Raw genomic sequence first — 21165 nt, forward strand, 5'->3', positions numbered from 1 at the left:
CATGACCAGCGACCCGCTCGTCCCCACCCCCGCGCACAGGTTCACCTTCGGCCTGTGGACCGTCGGCTGGCAGGGCCGGGACCCCTTCGGCGACGCCACCCGGCCCGCCCTCGACCCGGTCGAGACCGTGCAGCGGCTGGCCGAACTCGGCGCCTACGGCGTCACGTTCCACGACGACGACCTGATCCCCTTCGCCGCCGGCGACACCGCGCGCGAGCAGGCGGTCAAGCGCTTCCGCGCCGCACTCGACACGGCCGGGCTGAAGGTGCCGATGGCCACCACCAACCTCTTCACCCACCCGGTGTTCAAGGACGGCGCCTTCACCGCCAACGACCGGGACGTACGCCGGTACGCGCTGCGCAAGACGATCCGCAACATCGACCTGGCCGTGGAGCTCGGCGCCTCGGTCTACGTCGCCTGGGGCGGCCGCGAGGGCGCGGAGTCGGGTGCGGCCAAGGACGTGCGCACCGCCCTCGACCGGTTGAAGGAGGCCTTCGACCTGCTGGGCGAGTACGTCGAGAGCCAGGGCTACGACCTGCGCTTCGCGATCGAGCCCAAGCCCAACGAGCCGCGCGGCGACATCCTGCTGCCCACCGTCGGCCACGCCCTCGCGTTCATCAACGAGCTGGACCGGCCCGAGCGGGTCGGCCTCAACCCGGAGGTCGGCCATGAGCAGATGGCCGGGCTGAACTTCCCGCACGGCATCGCGCAGGCCCTGTGGCACGGCAAGCTGTTCCACATCGACCTCAACGGCCAGTCCGGCATCAAGTACGACCAGGACCTGCGCTTCGGCGCGGGCGACCTGCGCCAGGCCTTCTGGCTGGTGGACCTGCTGGAGTCGGCCGGCTACGACGGCCCCCGTCACTTCGACTTCAAGCCGCCGCGCACCGAGGACTCCGCCGGCGTCTGGGCGTCGGCGGCCGCCTGCATGCGCAACTACCTGCTTCTGGCCGAGCGTTCCCGCGCCTTCCGGGCCGATCCGGAGGTCCGGGCCGCGCTCGCCGCCTCCCGGCTGCCGGAACTCGCCCTCCCCACGGCGGAGGACGGGCTGGCCGGGCTCCTGGCCGACCGGTCCGCCTTCTCCGAGTTCGACGTCGAGGCCGCCGCCGCCCGCGGCATGGCCTTCGAGCACCTGGACCAGCTCGCCCTCGAACACCTCCTCGGCGCCCGCTGAGCCGGTGTACCCATGAGCCCGGTCGGCGGCTCCTTCCAGCGGGCCGAGACATGACGGCCCTCAGCGCGTCGAGAAGCACGTCCGCCCCTGTCTCCATCGGGGACAGGGACGGACGTGCTCCAGGGCAGAACCGGCTTACCTCTCCGCCGCTATGCTCTCGGCCTGGTGGGCGATGTCCTCCAGCACGGCCTTCGGGTCGGCGGACGGCTCGACGGCCTTGCCGATGTTCCGCTTGATGGTGTTGCTGACCTGCAGCCAGGACGGTTCGTCGACCGGGTAGAGCCGGGCGGCGCGCAGTGCGGTCATGAACTGCTCGGCGCTGGGGTCAGCGGCCGCCGCCTCGGACGCCTGGGTCGCGGACACCGTCGACGGCAGCAGGTGGTACCGCGCGGCGAACGCGATGAGATTCTCGTCCTGGTAGACGAACTCCATGAACGAGCGCACCGGTTCGCGGTTGTCCTCACGCTTGAAGGCCATCATCCAGTCGGCGACACCCGCTGCCGGCGGAGTCTCCGCGTCGCTCAGCGTGTCCGACACCGGCATGCGCAGCGTGCCGACCTTCATGCCCTTCGCCCTCGCCTGGTGGAGGAGCGAGGGGTAGCCGTTGACCATGCCGACCTGGCCGCGCAGGAACGCGTCGAACGCCTCCTGCCGGTCGAGCTCGGACGGCGGGACCGGGCCCGTCAGGCCGGGCGCGACCAGGTTGTCCTTGATCCACCGGAACGTCTGCGTGTTCCGCTCGGACGCGAGGTCGTAGCCACCGTTGCTGTTCGTGTACCCCCCGCCGTTGCTCAGTTCCCAGATCAGCGCCTCGGCGTGCGCCTCCTCCGGACCGAGCGGCAGCGCGTACGGGTAGAGCACGCCCTCCTTCTTCAGCGCCTTGGCCGCGTCCTTCAGATCCGACCAGGTCTTGGGCGGCTTCGCCCCGGCCTTGTCGAACAGCTCCTCGTTGTAGAAGAGCAGCCGGCTGCTGGCCACGAAAGGCAGGCCGTAGAGGGTGCCGCCGACCGTACCGGCCTCCGCGAGCGGCGGCAGGAAGTTCGACTCGGCCCGGACCGAGAGCAGCTCACCGGCGGGGTAGAGGCGGCCCTCCGCCGCGAAGTCGGAGTACCCGCCCATCAGAGCCACATCGGGGGCGTTGCCCTCCTCGACCATGCGGCTGACCTCGCGGTCGACGTCTGCCCACGGATACAGCGTCACCTCCACCCGCGTGCCGGGATGGGCGGCGGTGAAGGCGGCGGTCAGCTTGTCCCAGTACGGCTTGGAGCTGTTCGCCGGGCTGTTGCCGTACTCCGCAGCCACCAGGCGCAGCGTCGCGTCTCCGCCACTCCCGGACGAGCCGCAGGCGGTGACGAGAGAGCCCAGAAGTCCGATGGCCGCCAGGGAGGCGGTCGCCCCGGAGAGTCTTCGTCGCACGGAATTTCCTCTTGATCTTTTCGGACAATGCGTCCGGAATTCTCTCCTGACAGCTGGCCCAATTTCGCCCCCTACCCACCAGTTGTGGCCGTTGCTCCAACTCCCCCGCTTGCCACTAGTGGCTTTCGATATGCCACGCACGATTCCGACGCGCGTAGACCGGCGGCCTCGGGGAGGCTCGCGCCGAAGCGCCGCATTCGTCGGCGCGGTCCCCGGTCGGCGTGGTTCACGGGGTCATCGTGCTGCGGGCGGTGGGGGGCCGTGCCAGTCCAGGCACAGGACGGTGGCGTCGTCCCGGGGCGGACGGCCGCCATAGGCATCACCGACCGCGCCGACCAGCGTGCGCACCACTTCGCGGGGGTGCTGGGCTGCGGTCTTGCGCAGGAGGCCCGGCAGATCGACGGCTTCGGCGTCGCGCTCCAGCATGCCGTCCGTGTGCAGCAGCAGGCGGTCACCAGGTCGCAGGTCGAGGTGCTGAACGTGGTAGGCGCCCTGGCTGACGATGCCGAAGGGCAGGTCGACGGCCAGGCTCACTTCGCTGACGGCGCCGTCACGCAGCAGCAGCGGCCAGGGGTGTCCGGCGTTGACGAGCTGGGCGCCGGTGCCGTCGAGGGCGATGCGTAGGAGCTGGCCGGTGGCGATGCTGTGGTGGCCGTGGTCGAGGAGTGCCTGGTGGACTCGGCGGGCCTGTTCGGTGAGGTCTTCGCCGGCGCGGCGGGCGCCGCGAGAGGCGTTGACCAGGAGGGTGGCCATCAGGGACGCGCTGACGTCGTGGCCCATCGCGTCGGTGATCGACAGGTGCAGGGTGTGGGCGTCGAGACTGTAGTCGTAGGTGTCGCCGGCGATGTCGGAAGCGGGGACCAGGGCGCCGGCGAGGGTGAACTGGGGAGCTTCGCAGGCGGAGGCGGTGGGCAGGAGCTGGCGCTGGATCTCCGCGGACAGGCTCACGTTCGTGGTCCGGTTGCCCCAGTGGTAGAGGTCGGTGAAGCGCCGGTCGGTGACGATGACGTATGCCAGCGCGTGCGCGGCTTCCTGGATCTGCTCCAGCACGTCCGGGGTGGCGTCGGTGAGGAAGAGTTCCAGGACGCCGATGGCGTCGCCGCGGTTGGTGACCGGTGCGAGCACCCGCTGCCCCTCTCCGCCGTCCGGCGCCAGGAGCAGGCGCTGGCTGCGCAGGACCTCGTCGTAGCCGCTGCTGCCGGCCAGGGGGACCTGCTCGGCGCGACCCTCCCGCTGCTGGGTGGCGGTGTCGTGGACCCGCAGCAGGCGTCGCCCTACGACGTCGACGAACAGGAACGACACATACCGGGCACCGAACCGCGCCCGTAGATTGCGCGCCACCACATCCAGCGAGTCCACCGGAGCAGCGGCCTCGGCGGCCGCCAGCACCTCCGCCAGTCCCATCCGATCACCAGCCACATCAGCCTCCAGGGTCGTGGGCATTCCCTTCCCGCTCGGCCGGCACGATCACCACCCTGGCACCCCCGACACAGATCGAAAAACCGACATGCCGAACCGAACTCGGCACTCGTGGTGGAGCCCGGGAGCGCCGGCTCGGAGGCGCCCGTGAAACGGCAGGCCGTGAGCCCGTGCACCTCTCCAGCCCGACACCCGTCGACGGCCGCGACCGTCTTCGTGAGCACGCGCCCTGCTCGTCCAGCCAGCCCCGGACGGCAGGCCCGGTCGTCAAAGGATCGGCACGCGGCCGCCCGGACGGCCGCGACGACGACCCTCCGGGCACCTCATGATGAACCGGCGGTCGGAGGCAGCCCGCCGAGGAAGGTGCGGATCTCGTCCGCCTCGGGGACGGCGAGGGTGGTGTGGAGGTCGAGGGCGTGTCGGGCGTGGACGTGGGCGAGGTCGATGTGTCCGAGGTCGCGGTGGACGCGGGCCAGGCCGTCGTGGGCCCGGGCTTGCTCGGAGCGGTAGCCGAATTCGCGGGCGAGGGCCAGCGCGGTGTCGTGTTCGACCACCGTTCGGGGGAGATCACCCAGGGACCGGGATGCTTCGGCCAGAGCGTTGAGCGTCTCGGCCTCGTCTCCTGGGAAGGAGAAAGCGCGGCTCAGCTCCAAGGCTCGGTGGTGGTGCTGCCGGGCCTCGTCGAAGCGGCCCTGCCGTTGGTACAGCAGCCCGATGTTGTTCAGCACGATGGTCTCGCCGATGCGTGATCCCGTCTCCCGGTACACGCGCAGTGCCTGCTGGTGGTGGTCGTCGGCGTCGTCGAACCGCCCCTGGCGTTCGTGGACGATGCCGAGGTCGGTCAGGCATCCGGCTTCACCAGCGCGGTCGCCGAGGGCGCGGAAGAGTGCGAGCGACCGCGTGCAGAGGTCCTGGGCACGGGCCCGCCGTGCCCAGGATGGGCCTTCCAGACGATGGTCCAGGGCGGCTGGGGACACGGCTGGCCGCCCGCGACACGCGGATAGGAACGGTACGGGGGGCGAGCCGTCGCCCAGATCCCGACCCTGCGTGCCGGACCAGTGACCCCTTTCGTTCGTGCCCTCCTCCGAATAGTCACTGGGGGTGCAGTCCGCATAGGGCCGGACGGCCCTCCTCACGCGCGGTCGGTGAGAGCAGAATCGGTGAGGAAGACCCGCTCGGAGGTTGCATGACGCCGCCTCGCAGTCCGGTGTCATGCGCCCCGTACCCCTCAGCCCTGCGGAGGCGACCATGCCCTCCTCCAGCTACACCGTCAGCGACGTCATGACCCATACCGCCATCGCCATCGGCCGTGATGCGCCCTACAAGGAGATCGTCGCCCTGATGGACCAGTGGAAGGTGAGCGCCCTCCCGGTCCTGGAGGGGGAGGGGCGCGTCGTGGGGGTCGTGTCGGAGGCGGATCTGCTGCCGAAGGAGGAGTTCCGCGGAGAAGAACCTCTTCCGGACGAGTTCGCCGACGTCGCCAAGGCCGGGGCCGTACGGGCCGGGGAGCTCATGTCGAGTCCGGCCGTCACCGTCCACCCGGACGCCACGCTCGCGGAGGCGGCGCGGATCATGGCCCGGCGGAAGGTGAAGCGCCTGCCGGTGGTGAACGAGCTGGGGCTGCTGGAGGGGGTCGTCAGCCGGAGCGACCTGCTCAAGGTGTTCCTCCGCAAGGACGACGAGATCGAGGCAGAGATCCGCAGAACGGTGCTCGCCGGGCCGGCACTCGTGGAGCTGGACGTGACGGTCACGGAGGGCGTGGCGACGCTGCGTGGTGCTCTTCGCGACCGGTCGCTGGTGCCGCTGCTGGCGCGGGCCGCGCGGGCCGTGGAGGGGGTCGTCGACGTGCGGATGGATCTCGGCCCCTCATGAGGACGCTTCATGACCTCGTGTCGGCCGTACGGACGGGGGCCACGGGACAGTCGATGCTCGACCCGGCCACCACCGCGCGGCTCATGCACTCGCTGCGCGATCCCGAAGCCGCCGGAGGACGAACGGCTCGCGGGCCTGTCCGAGCGGGAGCGGTCGGTGCTCGAACTGATCGGCGACGGGCTCCCCGACCGGCAGATCGCCAAGCGCCTCTACCTGTCGGAGAAGCGGTCAAGAACCACATCTCACGGCTCCTGGGCAAGGGGGGCGTGGAACGCCGCGCGCAGGCCGCGGTCATCGCCGCACAGGTCCACGAGCACGCCACCGAGGACGAGTAGCTCCCTCAGACCTGGTCGGACGGGAGCGGGATGCGCCATTCGAGCAGGGTCCCGCCCGTGCCGCCCGGCCGGGCTCGGACCGACATGTCTCCGCCCAGACGCTCGGCCCTTTCCGTCAGGTTGCGCAGCCCGCTGCGGGCCACGCCGGGCCTCATGCCGATTCCGTCGTCGCTCACCGTCACGGCAAGGACGGCCTCCTCGACCACGACCGCCACCTCGGCGTGACGGGCCTGCGCGTGCCGGGCCACGTTGGTCAGTGCCTCACCGATGACGGCGACCACCTCCTCCGCCGCCTCGGCCGGCACATCGGTGTCGAGCAGACCTTCCATTCGCAGCGCCGGGGCGAACCCGAGCGTCGACGCGGCCACGTCGACCGCCTTCACGACGCTGCTCCTGAGTTGGGGCGCCGTTCCGGCGACTTCGTGTGCCCGCAGGCCGAAGATCGTCGAGCGAATGATCTTGATCGTGGCGTCCAGATCGTCGATCGCCCGCCCGATCCGGTCGGCCGCCTGCGGGTGCTCGACGAAACGACGGGCACTCTGCAGCGTCATACCGGTGGCGAAGAGACGCTGGATCGCCAGGTCATGCAGGTCACGGGCGATCCGGTCGCGGTCCTCCAGAAGGCTCACCTGTTCCGCGTCACGGCGCCGGTCGGCCAGTTCCAGGGCCAGCGCGGCCTGCCCGGCGAATCCGGGCAGGGCGCTGATCTCGGCACTGGTGAAGACGGGCCGCCCGGTCCGCCGGGCGAGGATCAGGACGCCGCTCATCCGTTCCTTGGTGCCGACCGTGACGGCCACCGCCGGCCCGAAGCCCCGCCAGCGTTCGGGCTGGGTGGTGATGCGGGGGTCGTGCTCGACGTCGGCCACGGTGATCAGACCGTCCCGTGACAACGCCGCGGCGGCGAGGGTTCCCCGGCTGCTGGGCAGGACGACGTCCCGGTGCGCCTCCGCTCCTTCGCCGCAGGCCAGCGAGCCCCGTAGTTGGCCGCCCGGTCCGAGGAGGTAGAAGACCCCGATGTCGGCGCCGGCGATGTCCACGGCCCGCTCCAGCATCCCGTCGAGGACCTCGGTCTCCTGTGCGCCGGAAAGGAGGGCTCTGGTGATGTCGGAACTCGCGGCCAGCCAGCGCTGGCGCAGCCGGCCCTGTTCGTAGAGCCGGGCGTTCTCGATGGCGATGCCGGCGGCGACGGCCAGGGTCGTGACGACGGCTTCGTCCTCGGCGTCGAAGTCCGCCCCGCCCCGCTTCTCGGTGAGATACAGGTTGCCGAAGACCTCGTCGCGGACGCGGATCGGGACGCCGAGAAACGCGTGCATGGGTGGGTGGTGGGCCGGGAAGCCGTACGAGGCCGGGTGCTCGGAGAGTTCGGACAGGCGCAGCGGCTCGGGGTGGCGGATCAGCTCGCCGAGAATGCCGTGTCCGGACGGCAGCGCGCCGATCCTCTCGCGCACGTCGTCGTCGATGCCGATGGGGAGGAACTCGGCGAGTCTCTGGTCCTCCCCGATGACGCCCAGGGCTCCGTACTCGGCGTCGACCAGGGTCACGGCCGCTTCCACGATCCCACGCAGCACCTGCGGCAGGTCGAGCTCCCGGCCGACGGAGATGACGGCTTCGAGGAGCCCGTTGAGCCGGTCCCTGGTGCCTCGTACCTCGTCGATGCGTACCTGGAGCTCTTCGAGCAGTTCGTCCAGCCTCAGCCGCGGCAGCCGCGCATCCGCCGGCTCGGTGCCCTCCCGGTCCATCGGAACCTCCGGTCGCGTGAGGCACGCCTGACGGACCCGGCGCGCCTGCTCTCACGGTAGTCCCGATGTGCCGTTCGCTCCCGCTGGGGCGGTCCGTCGGAAAGCCGTCCGGACGAGGCGCGCGGCGAGGAACCCTGCCGGCGCACAGACGGCGGCGAGCCCGATGCCGGCCGGGCTCAGGGGCTCGGTCTCCAGGACCGCGCTCAGGAACGGTACGTACAGCGCGGCCACGGCCAAGAGGGCGGACGCGACGACGGCGCACGGAAGGAAGGGATTCTTCCGGGTCAGCAGTCGGGCTCTCAGCCCGAGGACGACGCCGAGCTGGGCGGCGAGCAGGGCGAGGAAGAGGACGCTCTGCCAGGCGAGGTCCAGGGCCCGCGCGGCGAGCCCCGCGCCGAGCGTCGCGGTGGTGACGACGGCGGCCAGGACGAGCAGTCGCTGCCAGGCGCCGCCGCCGAGGATGTGCTGGCCCGGAGGGCGGGGCGGGCGGAGCATGGTTCCGGGGGCGGCCGGTTCGGCGCCCATGGCGACGCCGGTGAGGCCGTGCGTGAGGAGATTGATCCACAGGATCTGGCCCGCCCGCAGGGGAAGCGGAAGGCCCAGCAGCGGGCCGATCAGCATCACCAGGATCTCCGCCGCGCCGCCTGCCATCCCGTAGACGAGGAAGCGGCGGATGTTGTCGTAGACGCGCCGCCCTTCCTCGACGGCCGCGACGACCGTCGAGAGCTCGTCGTCCGTCAGGACGAGGTCCGCGGCCTGCCGCGCCACCTCCGTGCCCCTCGCCCCCATCGCGACGCCGATGTCGGCGCGGTGGAGGGCCGGGCCGTCGTTGACGCCGTCTCCCGTCATGGCGGTCACCGCTCCCCCGGCCCGCCATGCCTCGACGATGTCCAGCTTCTGCTGCGGGTCCGTGCGGGCGAAGACCCGTACGGAGGTGAGGTCGGGGACCCGGCCCGCGGCCACGTCGGCGCCCGTGACGACGCGGGCGGCCGACCCGTCCGCGTCCGCGCCTCGGTCGCCGAGCAGGGCCACGTCGGCCGCCACGGCTCTCGCCGTCGCAGGGTGGTCGCCGGTGATGAGCACGGGGGTGATCCCGGCGGCCCGGCAGGAGGCCAGAGTCGCCGCGGCACGCGGCTTGGCCGGGTCGCTCAGGGCGACGAGCCCGCAGAGGGCGAGCCGTGATTCCGCCGCGGCGACCGGCTCCGGCACGCCGGCCCGTACGCCGGAGGCGACCGCGAGCACGCGGTAGCCGCGCGCCGCCAGGGCGGCGGCCTGCTGCCGGGCCCGGTCCAGGTCCTCCGGACGGTCCACGAGCACCGCGGGATCGAGTACCGCCTCGGGGGCGCCCTTGAGGCAGACGAGCACCCGGCCCGAACCTGCCGCGTGCAACGTGGTCATGCGCTTGCGGTGGCTGTCGAAGGGCGCTTCCCCGATCCGGGGGAGGCTCCTCGCGAGAGCCGGCTGATCCCGGCACCCGGACTTCGCCGCGGCCGCCAGCAGGGCGGCCTCCATCGGGTCGCCGAGGGCTGCCCAGCGACCGTCGGGCGTACCGGGATCCGGTGGCCGCAGCGCGGCGTCGTTGCACAGCACCGTGACGGTCAGCAGTTCCCGAGCCGGCTCGACTTCGTCAGCCTCCGCCGGTCTCCCGTCGACGAGGACCTCCCCGTCGGGTTCGTAACCGACCCCCCGGAGCTCCACGCTCCCTCGGGGCGTCCAGACGTGCTGGACGACCATGCGTCCTTCGGTGAGGGTTCCGGTCTTGTCGGTGGCGAGGACGGACACCGAGCCGAGCGTCTCCACGGCGGGCAGCCGTCGCACCAGGGCGTGCCGGGCGGCCATGCGGCGGGCCCCCAGGGCGAGGGCCAGGGTGACGACAGCCGGGAGGGACTCCGGGACGGCCGCGACGGCCAGGCTGATGGCCGTGACCGCCATCGTGCCGAGCGGGAGCCCGCGTATCAGGCCGAGGGCGAAGACGAGGACGCACAGGGCGAGCGTCACCGCGGCAAGCACGCGGCCGAGGGACGCGAGGCGGCCCTGCAGCGGCGTCGGCTCACGGCGGTCGTCGAGCAGTGCCGCGATGCGGCCGAGCGCGCTGGAGGCGCCGGTCGCGGTCACGACGGCCACACCGCGGCCGCGCGCCACGACGGTACCGGCGCCGAGCGTGCCTCCTGTGTCCTTGTCGACGGGCACCGACTCCCCGGTGAGCATGGACTCGTCCAGCAGCAGGGCGGACGCCTCGACGAGTTCCGCGTCGGCTGCGACGATGTCCCCCTCCCCGAGCAGGAGCACGTCGCCCGGAACGATCTCCGCGGCGGGCAGGTCCCGGACGGCGCCGTCCCGCCTGACCCGCGCGTGCGGAGCGCTCAGCGCCGAGAGGGCGGCGACGGCGTTGTCGGCCCTTATCTCCTGCACGACCCCGACGCCGGTGTTCACGACGACGACCAGCGCGATGACGATCGCGTCGGGGTGGTCGCCGATCGCGAGGGTGAGCGCGACGGCCCCCAGGAGCACCATGATCAGGGGATCGCGTATCTGGGCCAGGATGCGCGTGTGGAGGCGCACGGGCCTCCTCGCGACCACCTCGTTGCGGCCCGTGGCGGCGAGCCGGTGAGCGGCCTCCGCGCCGGTGAGGCCCGTGGCCCTGCCGGCCGGCTCGATCGCCGCCGGGACCGTCTCGGGGTGCCGGAGAACCTCGTCGGCCGGCCGGGCCACCGCGAGGTGAACAGGGTCGACATCCGTGTGCTCCGTCGCGCCGCTCACGAGGTGCTCCCGTGTCCGGCGCCGTGCCGCGGGATCAGCTCCACCGGGCAGGAGGCGTGCTGCAGCAGCCCGAGGGTGGTCCGGCCGAGCGTCGGCCCGAGGTGGCCGGGCGCCCTGCGGCCTCCCGCGACCAGGAGGTCGACGTGCCGTGACGCCTCGACGAGCGCTCCGGGCACGCTCTGGTTCTTCTCGCCCTCGGCTTCCAGGGTCAGGTCCGGGAACTCGTCCCGGAGCCGGTCGGCGACGGCCGTCGACGCACGCGCGTGCGCACCGGCCTCGGCCGCCTTGCCGTTGCGCAGCACGACTCGTGCGCCGGTGTACGAGGACGTGCCCCAGACGTGCAGCAGCCGGAGCGGGACCTTGCGCAGCAAGGCCTCGCGGGCCGCGGCCCGGGCGCAGCCCATGTCGTTGTCGTCCCGGACCGCCACGAGGACGGCGCCCGCCTCCGCGGGCTCGGCGGTGCCGCGCACCACGACCACCGGTGTCGTCGCGCCGGCCGCGACCGCGAGTCCGACGGAGCCCAGCAGGAGCGAAGAAAACCCGCCGCGGCCTCGGTGTCCGACGACGATCGTGCCGCTCAGCGCGGCCGCCCTCCGCAGGGCCTGCTCGGGTGGACCGCCGCTGAGTTCCGTGACGACCGCGAGGTCGGGGTGGCGCGCCGTGACCGCCTCGGTGGCCCGGTCGAGCAGCTCCTTGCCGGCGCGTCCGAGCCGGTCGCGCTCCGCTGCGGAGAGAAGCCGGGCGGCGGCATCGAGGTCCGTCGCATGGACGACGGTGAGGCCACTGCCGCGCAGCACCGCCTCGTTCGCGGCCCACAGCGCGGCGGTCCGGGCGGACGGCGAACCGTCCACTCCGACCACGACCCTGCCCAGGCCGGGACGGTCGGTGGTTCCGTCCATGGCTCCTCCTCGTCCGGTCCCTCAGGGTTCGCTCGGCAACGTCCGTCCGGGGCTGCTCCCACCGTGTCATCCAGGGCCGGTGGGGCCGGAGGGCCACTGGGGGCAACGACGGGTCCGGAGGTCCCGCTCCGTACGGTCGGGTCCGTCGGGCCCGGCGTGGACCGTTCGGCCCTCGCCGCCGCGCGTCGCGCGAGGAAGGGTGGGAGGGGCAAGGCCACCGCCGTCCGGACGCGGACGTCGGCGACGCTCGAACAGGAGGGCCCTGCGATGAAGCCTCTGAAGGTCGGTGCGCTCATGACGGACGGCGTCGTCTCGGTCGTCCTGGCGACGCCGTTCCGTGAGGTGGCCGAGCTGCTCGCCGAGCACGACATCAGCGGCCTGCCCGTACGCGACCGGGACGGCGTCGTCGCCGTGGTCGACCGGCTGTCCCTCGGCGAGGGCGCCCCTGGCCCCGCCACTCCCGCCCGCAGCGCACACGAGATCACTGGGTGATCCCTCACAGACGGGACGAACCGTGTCCGAAGAAGTTCTTGCCCGAACCCTCGTCACGTCGCTGGTCGAGGACGCCGTCACCGCGCCGTCCATGCACAACGCTCAGCCGTGGAAGTTCCTCCACCGGAACGAGACCGGCACCATCGAGCTGCACGGCGACCCCGGGCGCGGAATGCCCCGGGAAGATCCCGATCATCGGGCCCTCCATCTCGGCTGCGGCGCCGCCCTGTTCGGTCTGCGCGTCGCCGCCGCCCACCACGGCCGGCACGCCGTCGTCCGGCTGCTGCCGGACCCCGACGACCCCTGGCATCTCGCCGACGTACGTCTGGGGGAAGCCGCCGTCGAGCAGGACGAGGAGCTGGCCGCGCTCCAGCCGGCGCTGCACGAACGCCACACGAGCCGTTTCCCGTTCAGCGAGGAGCGGATCCCCGCCGAGATCGTCGACGGGCTGCGGGCGGCGGCGTTCCTGGAAGGCTGCCGGCTGGTCGTGCCGGGCGCCTGGCACACCGACACGGTCCTGGAACTCGTCCGGGACGCCGAGAGATTCGAGGCCGCCGACGCCTCGGTGCGCGAGGAGCTCGCCGCCTGGACGCCCACGGGCGCGGCCGGTGAGGGTGCCCGGACCGAGGGGATCCCCTCGTACGCTTTCGGTCCGCGTCAGTACGACGTCACCTCGCCGGTCCGGGACTTCGGATCCCACCGGCGCGCCCCCGGGCGCGAGACCGCGCGCTTCGAGAAGAGCCCGCAGATCGCCCTGCTCGGTACGCTCCGGGACACCCCTGTGGAATGGCTGAAGGCCGGCCAGGCGCTGCATCGGGTGCTGCTGCGGGCCACCCTCGAAGGGCTGTCGACCTCGCTCATGTCCCAGCCGCTGGAGTGGCCCGAACTGCGCGCGGTGGCGCGGGACCCGGGGTCCGCGACGGGCTGTGTCCAGATGATGATCCGCCTGGGATACGGGCCTCGTGGCCGGGCCACACCGCGCCGGCCGGTGTCCGAAGTGCTCACCTTCGCCTGAAGCCCGGAGTCCTCTCCCGTCACAGACGCAGCCAGCGTTCCTCCCCGGGCGCGACGGTGAACCGCCGCTCCCCGGGGAGGACGACGGTGAGCGGGCCGCGCGGCGACGTCGGTACGCGCACGGCCAGCCGCCCCGGCAGGACCCGCACGCGCACGCCCCGGTGACCCTGGACGCACAGCGTGAAGGCGAACCGCGGGATCTCCGCGAGCGCCACCGGAGCCACGCGCAACTCGCCCGGCCCGGCTTCCAGGCCGGTGATGCCGCGTTCCACGAGGTCGACCGTCCCGGCCATCGCCCCCAGGTGGATGCCCTCGCCCGTCGTGCCGCCCTGGACGTCGGCCACGTCGGCGAGCAGCGCCTCCTCGCAGTAGCGCCAGGCGTAGGCTCCCTGCTGTCGGGCCAGGACCCAGCCGTGCACCAGGCTGCTGAGCGTCGATCCGTGGCTGGTTCGGCTCAGGTAGTACGCGACGGTGGCGCGCCAGGTCTCGTCGTCCAGTCGGTAGCCGAGGCGGGCGAACAGCGCGTACAGCTCCTCGGTTCTGAAGAGGTGGCCGAGCATGAGGGTGTCGGCCTGCTTCGACGCCTGGTAGCGGTTGACGGTGTCGCCCTCGGCCTCCAGGATCCGGTCGAGCCGGCGGATGTCGCCGTACCGGGCCCGGTACGCCTCCCAGTCGAGCTCCGCCAGGTCCCCGTAGCCCTCGAACTGGCTCACCAGGCCACGGTGGAACGGCAGATACAGGCGGCGCGAGACGTCGTCCCAGCGGGCGACTTCCTCGTCGTCGAGCGCGAGCCGCTCGGACAGTTCCGCGCGCCGCCCGTCGGGCAGCTCGTCCAGGAGGTCGAGCCCGCGGGCCAGCACCCAGGCGGCGGTCACGTTGGTGTAGGCGTTGTCGTCGATGCCCGGGACCGTGGCGCCGGGATAGGCGTCGTGGTACTCGTCGGGGCCCACCACCCCACGGATCCGGTAGCGGCCGCGGGCCGGGTCGTACGTGGCGGACCCGGCCCAGTTGCGGGCGATCTCCAGGAGCATCTCGGCCCCGGCGGAATGCAGGAACCCCTGGTCGCCGGTGGTCTGCGCGTACCGCCACACGTTGTACGCGACGGCCGAGCCCACGTGGCGCTGCAGCCGTGAGAAGTCGGGCAGCCAGCGGCCGGAGCGCGGATTGAGGTGGCGCTCCTGGGTCTCCTCGCGCCCGGAACTCGCGCTCTGCCACGGGTACATCGCGCCTACGCCGCCGACACCGCGCGCCGCCGCCCGGGCGGCCGGGAGCCGGCGGTGCCGGTACATGAGCAGGGCCCGGGCCACTTCGGGGAAGTGGAGACTGAGGTAGGGCAGGACGAACAGCTCGTCCCAGAAGACGTGGCCCCGGTACGCCTCGCCGTGCAGACCGCGGGCGGGGACTCCGGCATCGAGCTCCGCCGTGTGCGGGGACAGCGTCTGGAGCAGGTGGAAGAGGTGCAGACGCAGGATGTGCCCGGCCTTCCCGGGCACGTGCAGCTCGCCCTGCTCCCAGAGGCGTTGCCAGGCCGCCTTGTGGGTGGCGACCAGCCGGGGGAAGGCCGGGGCGCGGGCGGCGTCGTCGCAGGCGGCTGCCAAGGGGTCGCCGGCGGGCCGGTCCGTCGAGGTGCGCAGGGACAGCGTCTTCACGACGGTGACGGAGCGGCCGGGGGCGAGGGGCAGGCGGTACGTCTGGACGGTGCCGGTGGTGCGGCTGTCCTCCTGTGCGGGCCGGTCGGGCCGGGTGACCGTGCGCACGGCCATGGCGACGAGCCTGCCCGGGTCGGCCGTACGGCAGGACAGCCATGCCACCCCGCCGGGGCGGAAGCCGCTGCGGTGGTCGGTGAGATGACGCCCCTCCAGGTCCCGGTACCGCTCGACGCCGGCGTTGGTGACCGCGCCGTCGAGGACGGACTCCACCTCGACGGCGCCGCTCCAGCCGTAGGCGCGGAAGGTCGTGCTCTGAGCGGCGAGCGCGGCGTCCCCCATGTGCACGATCCTGACGTGTCCGACGCGCAGGCCACGCCCCTGGGCGTCCCGGAAGAACTGGTGCCTGGCCAGCACTCCGCCGCGCAGATCGAGGTGCACGTCGTAGTGGCGCAGGTGCTCGGAGTCGGCCGTCAGCCAGTCGCCGGGCGGCCCGCCCTCCGGAACGCAGCGGTAGCGCAGCAGCGTCCAGTTGGGCAGGTTGACGAGGTCCTCGTTCTCGACGCGCACACCGGCGACGACGGAGGCGCGCCGGTCGTAGCAGCCGGCCAGGTACGTGCCCGGGTAGTGCACGGGACCGGCGGCGCACTCGGGCGCCGAGCCGCGGGTGGCGAACCTGCCGTTGCCGAGCGTGCAGAGGGACTCGACGAGCCGTTCACGAGCGGGCTCGTAGCGGTCGTAGGTCCAGGTCCAGCCGGAGCTCATCCGCGCTCCCCCCAGACGGTCCGTACCAGCGTGCTGAGGTCGGGGGCGACGAGATCCGCGCCCGCCCCGTACAGGAGGCCGGCGGCGTGCCGGTCGGGGCTGCGGTCGAGACCGACGACGAGGCCGAAGCCGCCCCTACGGGCCGCGCGGACTCCGGCGAGGGCGTCCTCGACCACCGCGGCATCGCCGGGCCGGATGCCCAGGAGGCCGGCCGCGTGCAGGAAGAGCGCGGGGTCCGGCTTCCCGGCGAGACCGAGGCGGGCGGCCGCCTCGCCGTCCACGACGGCGGCGAGGACCTTGTCCAGACCGGCGGCGGAGATCAGCGCACGGGCGTGGCGGGACGCCGACACGGCGGCGCACGGCACGCGCCGCGAGCGGAGGGCGGCGAGCGCCGGAGCGGCGTCCTCGAAGGCCGTGACCGGCTCGGCGGCCAGCGCCTCCCGGAAGGCCGCTTCCTTGCGCGCCGCGACAGCCCAGACGGTCCCGCAGCCGGGCGGATCACCGGGCTCTCCGGGCGGGAGGCGGATGCCGCGGGCCGTCAGGAACGCCTCCGCCCCGTCGTGGCGTGATCTGCCGTCGACGAACCGCCGGTACTCGGCGTCCGCGTCGAACGGCACCCATCCCTCGCCGTCGCGGGCCAGTTCCGCGAGGCAGACGTCGAACGCGGACTTCCACGCCGCCGCGTGAACGGCGGCGGAGTCGAGCAGCACCCCGTCGGTGTCGAGAACGACGCCCCGCGGCGGCGGAAAGCTCCGGGGCCGACCGCTCATGCGGCGTCCGGGGAGCCGGCGACCTGCACGGCCGTGTGCTGCGGACCGCCGAGCGCGACCTTCAGCGCGCCGGTGTCGCCGGCGCGGCCGAAGACGTCGTACGCCTCCTCCATCTGCCCGATCTCGAAACGGTGGGTGACGAGCTCGGCCGCGGGCAGTCTGCCGGCCGCCATCATGCGCAGCAGCATGGGGGTCGACGAGGTGTCCACGAGGCCGGTGGTGATCGTGACGTCCTTGATCCAGAGGTCTTCGAGGTGCAGGGCCGCCGGCTTGCCGTGCACGCCGATGTTGGCGACCCGCCCGCCGGGCCGCACCATCCGCGTGCACATCTCGAAGGCCTCGGGCACTCCCACGGCCTCCATGACGACGTCGGCCCCGAGGCCGTCGGTCAGATCCTCGACGAGTTGTTCCGGACCCTCGTCGGCCGCCACGGTGGCGTCGGCGCCGAGTTCGCGCGCCGCCGCGAGCCGCGATTCGGCGAGGTCGACGGCGACGATCCGGCCGGGACTGTACAGGCGGGCGGTGGCGATCGCGGCCAGGCCGATGGGGCCCGCGCCGACCACGACGACCGTGTCGGCGGGCTGCACCCGGCCGTTCAGGACGCCCACCTCGTAGGAGGTGGGGAAGATGTCGGCGAGCAGCACCGCGTCGAAGCTGTCGACCGCGCTCGGCAGCGGGTGGACGGACAGGTCGGCGAACGGGACGCGGACGTACTCGGCCTGTGTCCCGTCGATCAGGTGGCCGAGGACCCAGCCCCCTCCTCCGCGGCACTGTCCGTAGCGGCCCTCGCGGCAGAAGCGGCAGCGGCCGCAGGCGGAGATGCAGGAGATCAGGACGCGGTCGCCGGGCCGTACCGTGCGGACGTCCCGTCCCGTCTCGACGACCGTGCCCACCGCTTCGTGGCCGAGCACCCGGCCCGGCGTCACCTCCGGCACGTCCCCCTTGAGGATGTGCAGGTCGGTGCCGCAGATCGTCACGACGTCGACCCTCACGATCACGTCCCCGGGGTCCTCGATGCCCGGGTCGGGTACGTCCTGCCAGGCGATCCGGCCCGGTCCCTGGAAGACGGCTGCCTTCATGACGCCCACCTGCTTCCTGTCACGCGTTCGGATGTCCCCCTCGTCCAGGCTCGGCGGCCGGACCGCGGCGGCGCAGGTGCCGACCGGTCCATCGGAGGGGCCGACCGGCCCCGCTGCCACCGGTCCGACGACCGCCTCTGCGCAGCTCCCCGGGCGGGGTGGGTCGGTGACCGGCAGCATGCTCCTCGTCGAGAGCGGCCATGCGGCGGACCGAGCTCCTGGAGGCGCGGTCTCTTCCAGGGTTCCGCGCACGTGTGCCGACGCAACCGGAACCGGTTCGCCCGTGACGCCGCCGATGCCGACGGCCGCGGTCCTCACCCCCGGGAAGCCCGGCCCCGGCGCTCGGCGCGTGCGCCTTTCCCCCGAGGCCGCGAGCGTCGCGCTGCCGGTCGCGCCGCCGGGGCGAGGCGTCCCGGTGCCGGCCGCGTCACCCTGCCGGGGCCGGTCGGTCCGGACGGGCCCGGGACCGGTCCGCCCCGGACGGACTACCGACCGCCCCTCCCGCCGTGGGCGGGGGAACGGTGATCACGGGGCACTCGGCGTGGTGCAGCAGTCCATGGACCGTGGAGCCGAGTCGCATGCCGGTGTAGCCCCCGCGGCCCCTGCGTCCGACGACCACCGCGAGTGCTTCCAGCGACGCGCGGCTGAGTTCCTCGACCGGGTGGCCCCGCACGACCACCTGTTCCACATCGACGTCAGGGTGCCGGATCGAGAGGTCGACGATCGATTCGGCGAGCAGCCGGCGACGCTCGGCCAGGCCCTCGTCGCCGTCGCTGTGCGACAGCAGGGGCCGGGGCCACACCCAGACCGCCCTGAGCCGTGCCTCGCGCAGACTCGCCTCCGCCATGGCGAAGGCGACGGCCGCCCGGCACTCGGGACTCCCGTCCACGCCGACGACGATGAGCGCCGGGTGGACGGACGTGTTACCCGGTTCCCGGATCACGACGACGGGGCAGTCGGCCCGTGCCGTCAGCGGGACCGCCACGGAACCCTCGCTGAAGACTTCCGCGGCCCTGCCGAGACGACGGGAGCCGACCACGGTGAGGGTCGCATCCGGTGTCCTCTCGCACAGCACGGCCGCCGGCACTCCGTGGACGATCTCCGTGGCGGTCGACAGCTCGTCGTGGAGGCCCCGTACGAGGTCCTCCGCGTTGCCGAGCATCGACTCCGCGCGGACCCGCAAGGCGCTCAGATGGGCGACCGCAGCATGCGGGAGGCGGTCATGGACCGGGGGAACAGCGACGATCAGACGCAGCCGGGCGCCTCGGCGCACGGCTTCGTCGGCGGCCCAGACCAGGGCTGGGACGGACAGGTCTCGGGGGTCGATGCCGACCAGTACCTCGCTCATGACTCCTCGTCACGTGTCACGAGGGGAGCGGCCGGGACGATCTCGACCGGGCAGTGGGCGTGATGGATCAGGGCGTGCGCCACGCGTCCCAGGGACCGGCCCACGCCCAGAGGATGGCGGCCGCGGCCCATCACGAGGAGGTCGGTGCGCGCGCTCGCCTCGATCAGGATGCCCGGCGTGCTCGTGCCGGTCTCCACGTGGTGTCCGACGATGAGGTCGGGGTACGCCTCGCGGACGCTCTCGGCGAGGGCCTTCACCTCGTGCACGCGCCGCCGTGCGATCTCATCGAGGTCGTCGAGCATGGTGGCGACGCTGCCGACGTGGGTGAGCACGTTCCACACGCTCACGATGCGCAGGGCCGCCTTGTGGGCTTCGGCCTCCGCAGCGGCGACCAACAGCCAGTCGAGGTCCGTGGCGTCGTGGACGGCCGCGGTCACGGAGCCCGTCTCGGGTCGCTCGCTCTCCCCGCGTACGACGATCACCGGACCGTCGGCGCGGGCCGCGACGCCGAGGCCGACCGAGCCCAGCATGAGCGCGGAGAAGCCGCCGAGTCCCCGGCTGCCCACGACGATCGTTCCACTGTCGCCGGCGGTCTCATGGATTCCGGAGACCGAGTCCCGGCGGCTGAGCACCTTGGTGACCGCAAGCTGGGGGAAGCGGTCCCGAACGGCGTGCGCGGTCTCGGCCAACAGGTCGCGGCCCGCTTCCCGTACCGCCTGGAGCGTCTCCGCGTCGGTCCAGTACGCGCGGCGGTCGGTGTCGGCGGCGTGCACGATGCTCAGCCCACGCCCGCGGCGGTCCGCCTCTGCGGCGGCCCAGAGGGCGGCCGCACGGGCGGAAGGGGACCCGTCGACGCCCACGACGACGTCCCCGAGCTCCGGTCGGACGGGGGTCTCGCTGTTCATGGTTCCTCCTCCGAGTGAGCCGCGGGCCACGGCAGCCGGGCCCTTGAAGGCACCTCCCACGTTGGCACCGGGGCGGTCTCCGGCGGGATGGGCCGTTCGGCCCCGTTCGGGACCCGCTCGGCCCGTCGCGTGGGCCGGGCCGGTCATCCCGGGGAGATGCCGCGGTACGCGCGCCCCGGACGGACGTCGACCCGTGCTGACGGGCCGGACGCGCGTTGCGCCGCAGCTCGGGCGCGGACGGGGTCCCGCGCCCGGCGGGTGGATGCGGCGTCCGGTCACCCGGCGGGACGTGAGAACGACGACAGGGGCCAGGCGCGGCGGAGTTCCTCACTCCTCTCCCTCCGTGGTGTCGGCGTGGTGCTGCGGGACGACGGCGACCGGACACGCGGCGTGGTGCAGGGCGCGGTGGGCGACCCTGCCCAGCTCCAGGCCGACGAGGCGGCCCGGGCGTCGTGCGCCGACGACCAGCAGGTCGGCGGCGGCGGATCGCTCGGTCAGAACCCGGTGCGCGTGGCCCTCGACGGTGCTTCTGCGCAGTCGGACCTCGGGGAAGACGCCGGCCGGCGGATCGAGGGCTCTGTCGAGGATTTCGGAGGCCCGGTGCTCGAAGTACGTGCCGGGTCCGCCGGTCAGCAGAGGGTGGTCGACCGGTTCGTGGGCGGGTCGCCGCCATGTACGGACGACGTCGAGCTCCGCACCCCGGACCGCCGCCTCGTGGAACGCGAATCCGACGGCCGCCGCGTCCGCGTCGTGGTCCCCGATGCCCAGCAGGATCCGCTGGTGGCGCGCCTCCAGTGCCTCCCGGTCCCCGCGAACGACGACGACCGGGCCTGGGGCCCTGGCGGCGACGACGAGCCCGACGGATCCGAGCAGCAGGGCGGCCAGCTCGCTTCGTCCACGGGACCCCACGACGAGGATCATGGCGTCCTCCCCCTCACGGAGCAGCGCACCGGAGGCGTCCTCCGCGAGGACGTCCGCAGTGACGGCGAGACGAGGCGCACGTCGGCGGGCCCGGTCGGCGGCCGTGCCGGCGATGTTCTCCGCGAGGACCTGCCCCGGGGGCCGGTCCGTCATCCAGGCCGGCACGGCGCCTTCGTACCTCTCCCACAGCGAGGCGTGCACGATCCGCAGCGGGCGGCCGTGCCGCGCCGCTTCGTCGGCCGCCCAGTCCAGGGCTGTGAGGCTGGCGTCCGAACCGTCGACGCCCACCACCACGGGGCCTGCCGCCTCCGGCGATTGCATCGACCCCACCGCCTTTCGCATACGAATAGGGATCATTGCCACGCTCGCACCCGGCGCGCCGGCCCAGGTAGGGCCGGTCGGTCCCGGCGTCGGCCCAGCCGGTCCCGGAACGGGCCCGTTCGGCACTCCTGGGGGACGGTGCCCGCGCGCACGCTGGGTTCCAGGGCGGCATCGCGCCAGGAGGTGGAAGGTCATGGCGCCGGGCATCGTGGGTGGCGTCGACGCACCGAGGTGCATGCCGTCAACGCCGAGCAGCACCCTTTCTGCGCCGGCCCCGGGCCCGCCGTGGT

At 73.1% G+C, this 21165-nt stretch carries 16 protein-coding genes and 1 pseudogene; 5 read left to right on the forward strand and 12 right to left on the reverse strand.

What is annotated here, in order from left to right; genetic code table 11:
- The first annotated feature begins 1 nt into the window (after position 1).
- Positions 2-1174, forward strand: a complete 1173-nt coding sequence (gene xylA / locus ACNJ93_RS02110) for a xylose isomerase (RefSeq protein ID WP_418955576.1) — start codon at positions 2-4, stop codon at positions 1172-1174.
- Positions 1175-1309: 135 nt separating this feature from the next.
- Here xylA and ACNJ93_RS02115 read toward each other — a convergent pair whose 3' ends face one another.
- The 3 genes from ACNJ93_RS02115 to ACNJ93_RS02125 all read right to left on the reverse strand — a co-directional run bounded on the left by ACNJ93_RS02115 (position 1310) and on the right by ACNJ93_RS02125 (position 4986).
- Positions 1310-2590: an ABC transporter substrate-binding protein gene (locus ACNJ93_RS02115; RefSeq protein WP_418955577.1), complete on the reverse strand. Its 1281-nt coding sequence runs from the start codon at positions 2588-2590 to the stop codon at positions 1310-1312.
- A 234-nt stretch (positions 2591-2824) separates the two neighbouring features.
- Positions 2825-3994, reverse strand: a complete 1170-nt coding sequence (locus tag ACNJ93_RS02120; RefSeq protein WP_418955578.1) for a PP2C family protein-serine/threonine phosphatase — start codon at positions 3992-3994, stop codon at positions 2825-2827.
- Positions 3995-4332: 338 nt separating this feature from the next.
- Entirely contained in the window at positions 4333-4986 is a 654-nt protein-coding gene (locus tag ACNJ93_RS02125; protein WP_418955579.1) for a tetratricopeptide repeat protein, read from the reverse strand.
- Positions 4987-5257: 271 nt separating this feature from the next.
- Between ACNJ93_RS02125 and ACNJ93_RS02130 the strand changes: the two genes are divergently transcribed.
- Together ACNJ93_RS02130 and ACNJ93_RS02135 are read left to right on the forward strand one after the other, a co-directional pair.
- Entirely contained in the window at positions 5258-5881 is a 624-nt protein-coding gene (locus ACNJ93_RS02130; protein WP_418955580.1) for a CBS domain-containing protein, read from the forward strand.
- An 11-nt stretch (positions 5882-5892) separates the two neighbouring features.
- Positions 5893-6216, forward strand: a pseudogene (locus ACNJ93_RS02135) (LuxR C-terminal-related transcriptional regulator); the annotation flags it as partial.
- A gap of 5 nt (positions 6217-6221) precedes the next feature.
- On the opposite strand, the gene ACNJ93_RS02140 reads toward ACNJ93_RS02135, so the two are convergent.
- Genes ACNJ93_RS02140 through ACNJ93_RS02150 form a run of 3 tightly spaced genes read right to left on the reverse strand, consistent with a single transcriptional unit; the run spans position 6222 to position 11614 of the window.
- Complete coding sequence (locus ACNJ93_RS02140; RefSeq protein WP_418955581.1) at positions 6222-7955, reverse strand: GAF domain-containing protein; 1734 nt, start codon at positions 7953-7955, stop codon at positions 6222-6224.
- Between the two features lie 51 nt (positions 7956-8006).
- Positions 8007-10715 (reverse strand): cation-translocating P-type ATPase, encoded by a 2709-nt coding sequence (locus ACNJ93_RS02145; RefSeq protein ID WP_418955582.1) that lies wholly within the window; start codon positions 10713-10715, stop codon positions 8007-8009.
- Complete coding sequence (locus tag ACNJ93_RS02150; protein WP_418955583.1) at positions 10712-11614, reverse strand: universal stress protein; 903 nt, start codon at positions 11612-11614, stop codon at positions 10712-10714. The genes ACNJ93_RS02145 and ACNJ93_RS02150 overlap by 4 nt, the downstream gene beginning before the upstream one ends.
- Positions 11615-11881: 267 nt before the next feature.
- Between ACNJ93_RS02150 and ACNJ93_RS02155 the strand changes: the two genes are divergently transcribed.
- On the forward strand, positions 11882-12106 hold the full coding sequence (locus ACNJ93_RS02155) for a CBS domain-containing protein (protein WP_418955584.1): 225 nt from the start codon (positions 11882-11884) through the stop codon (positions 12104-12106).
- A 22-nt stretch (positions 12107-12128) separates the two neighbouring features.
- Positions 12129-13121, forward strand: a complete 993-nt coding sequence (locus tag ACNJ93_RS02160; RefSeq protein WP_418955585.1) for an Acg family FMN-binding oxidoreductase — start codon at positions 12129-12131, stop codon at positions 13119-13121.
- Between the two features lie 19 nt (positions 13122-13140).
- Here the strand turns inward: ACNJ93_RS02160 and ACNJ93_RS02165 are convergent, their stop codons facing one another.
- The 6 genes from ACNJ93_RS02165 to ACNJ93_RS02190 form a co-directional block, all read right to left on the reverse strand.
- A complete protein-coding gene (locus tag ACNJ93_RS02165) occupies positions 13141-15531 on the reverse strand; it encodes a glycoside hydrolase family 65 protein (protein ID WP_418955586.1) in 2391 nt (796 codons plus the stop codon).
- Entirely contained in the window at positions 15528-16301 is a 774-nt protein-coding gene (locus ACNJ93_RS02170; protein WP_418955587.1) for an HAD family hydrolase, read from the reverse strand. Before ACNJ93_RS02170 ends, ACNJ93_RS02165 begins: the two co-directional genes overlap by 4 nt.
- Positions 16298-17380 (reverse strand): zinc-dependent alcohol dehydrogenase family protein, encoded by a 1083-nt coding sequence (locus ACNJ93_RS02175; RefSeq protein WP_418955588.1) that lies wholly within the window; start codon positions 17378-17380, stop codon positions 16298-16300. The genes ACNJ93_RS02170 and ACNJ93_RS02175 overlap by 4 nt, the downstream gene beginning before the upstream one ends.
- A 427-nt stretch (positions 17381-17807) precedes the next feature.
- Positions 17808-18728 (reverse strand): universal stress protein, encoded by a 921-nt coding sequence (locus ACNJ93_RS02180; RefSeq protein ID WP_418955589.1) that lies wholly within the window; start codon positions 18726-18728, stop codon positions 17808-17810.
- Positions 18725-19633, reverse strand: a complete 909-nt coding sequence (locus tag ACNJ93_RS02185) for a universal stress protein (RefSeq protein WP_418955590.1) — start codon at positions 19631-19633, stop codon at positions 18725-18727. The genes ACNJ93_RS02180 and ACNJ93_RS02185 overlap by 4 nt, the downstream gene beginning before the upstream one ends.
- A gap of 327 nt (positions 19634-19960) precedes the next feature.
- Complete coding sequence (locus tag ACNJ93_RS02190) at positions 19961-20875, reverse strand: universal stress protein (RefSeq protein ID WP_418955591.1); 915 nt, start codon at positions 20873-20875, stop codon at positions 19961-19963.
- Positions 20876-21165: the final 290 nt, after the last annotated feature.

This window comes from Streptomyces tritici, assembly GCF_048500665.1.
GTDB classification, from domain to species: Bacteria; Actinomycetota; Actinomycetes; order Streptomycetales; family Streptomycetaceae; genus Streptomyces; species Streptomyces tritici.

What these genes read in the sequence shown, in the direction of transcription:
- ACNJ93_RS02165 (WP_418955586.1), bottom strand. Translation starts at nt 15,531, where the DNA reads ATGAGCTCCGGCTGGACCTGGACCTACGACCGCTACGAGCCCGCTCGT.
- ACNJ93_RS02150 (WP_418955583.1), bottom strand. Translation starts at nt 11,614, where the DNA reads ATGGACGGAACCACCGACCGTCCCGGCCTGGGCAGGGTCGTGGTCGGA.
- ACNJ93_RS02190 (WP_418955591.1), bottom strand. Translation starts at nt 20,875, where the DNA reads ATGCAATCGCCGGAGGCGGCAGGCCCCGTGGTGGTGGGCGTCGACGGT.
- ACNJ93_RS02140 (WP_418955581.1), bottom strand. Translation starts at nt 7,955, where the DNA reads ATGGACCGGGAGGGCACCGAGCCGGCGGATGCGCGGCTGCCGCGGCTG.
- ACNJ93_RS02170 (WP_418955587.1), bottom strand. Translation starts at nt 16,301, where the DNA reads ATGAGCGGTCGGCCCCGGAGCTTTCCGCCGCCGCGGGGCGTCGTTCTC.
- xylA (WP_418955576.1), top strand. Translation starts at nt 2, where the DNA reads ATGACCAGCGACCCGCTCGTCCCCACCCCCGCGCACAGGTTCACCTTC.
- ACNJ93_RS02120 (WP_418955578.1), bottom strand. Translation starts at nt 3,994, where the DNA reads ATGGGACTGGCGGAGGTGCTGGCGGCCGCCGAGGCCGCTGCTCCGGTG.
- ACNJ93_RS02180 (WP_418955589.1), bottom strand. Translation starts at nt 18,728, where the DNA reads ATGAGCGAGGTACTGGTCGGCATCGACCCCCGAGACCTGTCCGTCCCA.
- ACNJ93_RS02175 (WP_418955588.1), bottom strand. Translation starts at nt 17,380, where the DNA reads ATGAAGGCAGCCGTCTTCCAGGGACCGGGCCGGATCGCCTGGCAGGAC.
- ACNJ93_RS02185 (WP_418955590.1), bottom strand. Translation starts at nt 19,633, where the DNA reads ATGAACAGCGAGACCCCCGTCCGACCGGAGCTCGGGGACGTCGTCGTG.
- ACNJ93_RS02155 (WP_418955584.1), top strand. Translation starts at nt 11,882, where the DNA reads ATGAAGCCTCTGAAGGTCGGTGCGCTCATGACGGACGGCGTCGTCTCG.
- ACNJ93_RS02130 (WP_418955580.1), top strand. Translation starts at nt 5,258, where the DNA reads ATGCCCTCCTCCAGCTACACCGTCAGCGACGTCATGACCCATACCGCC.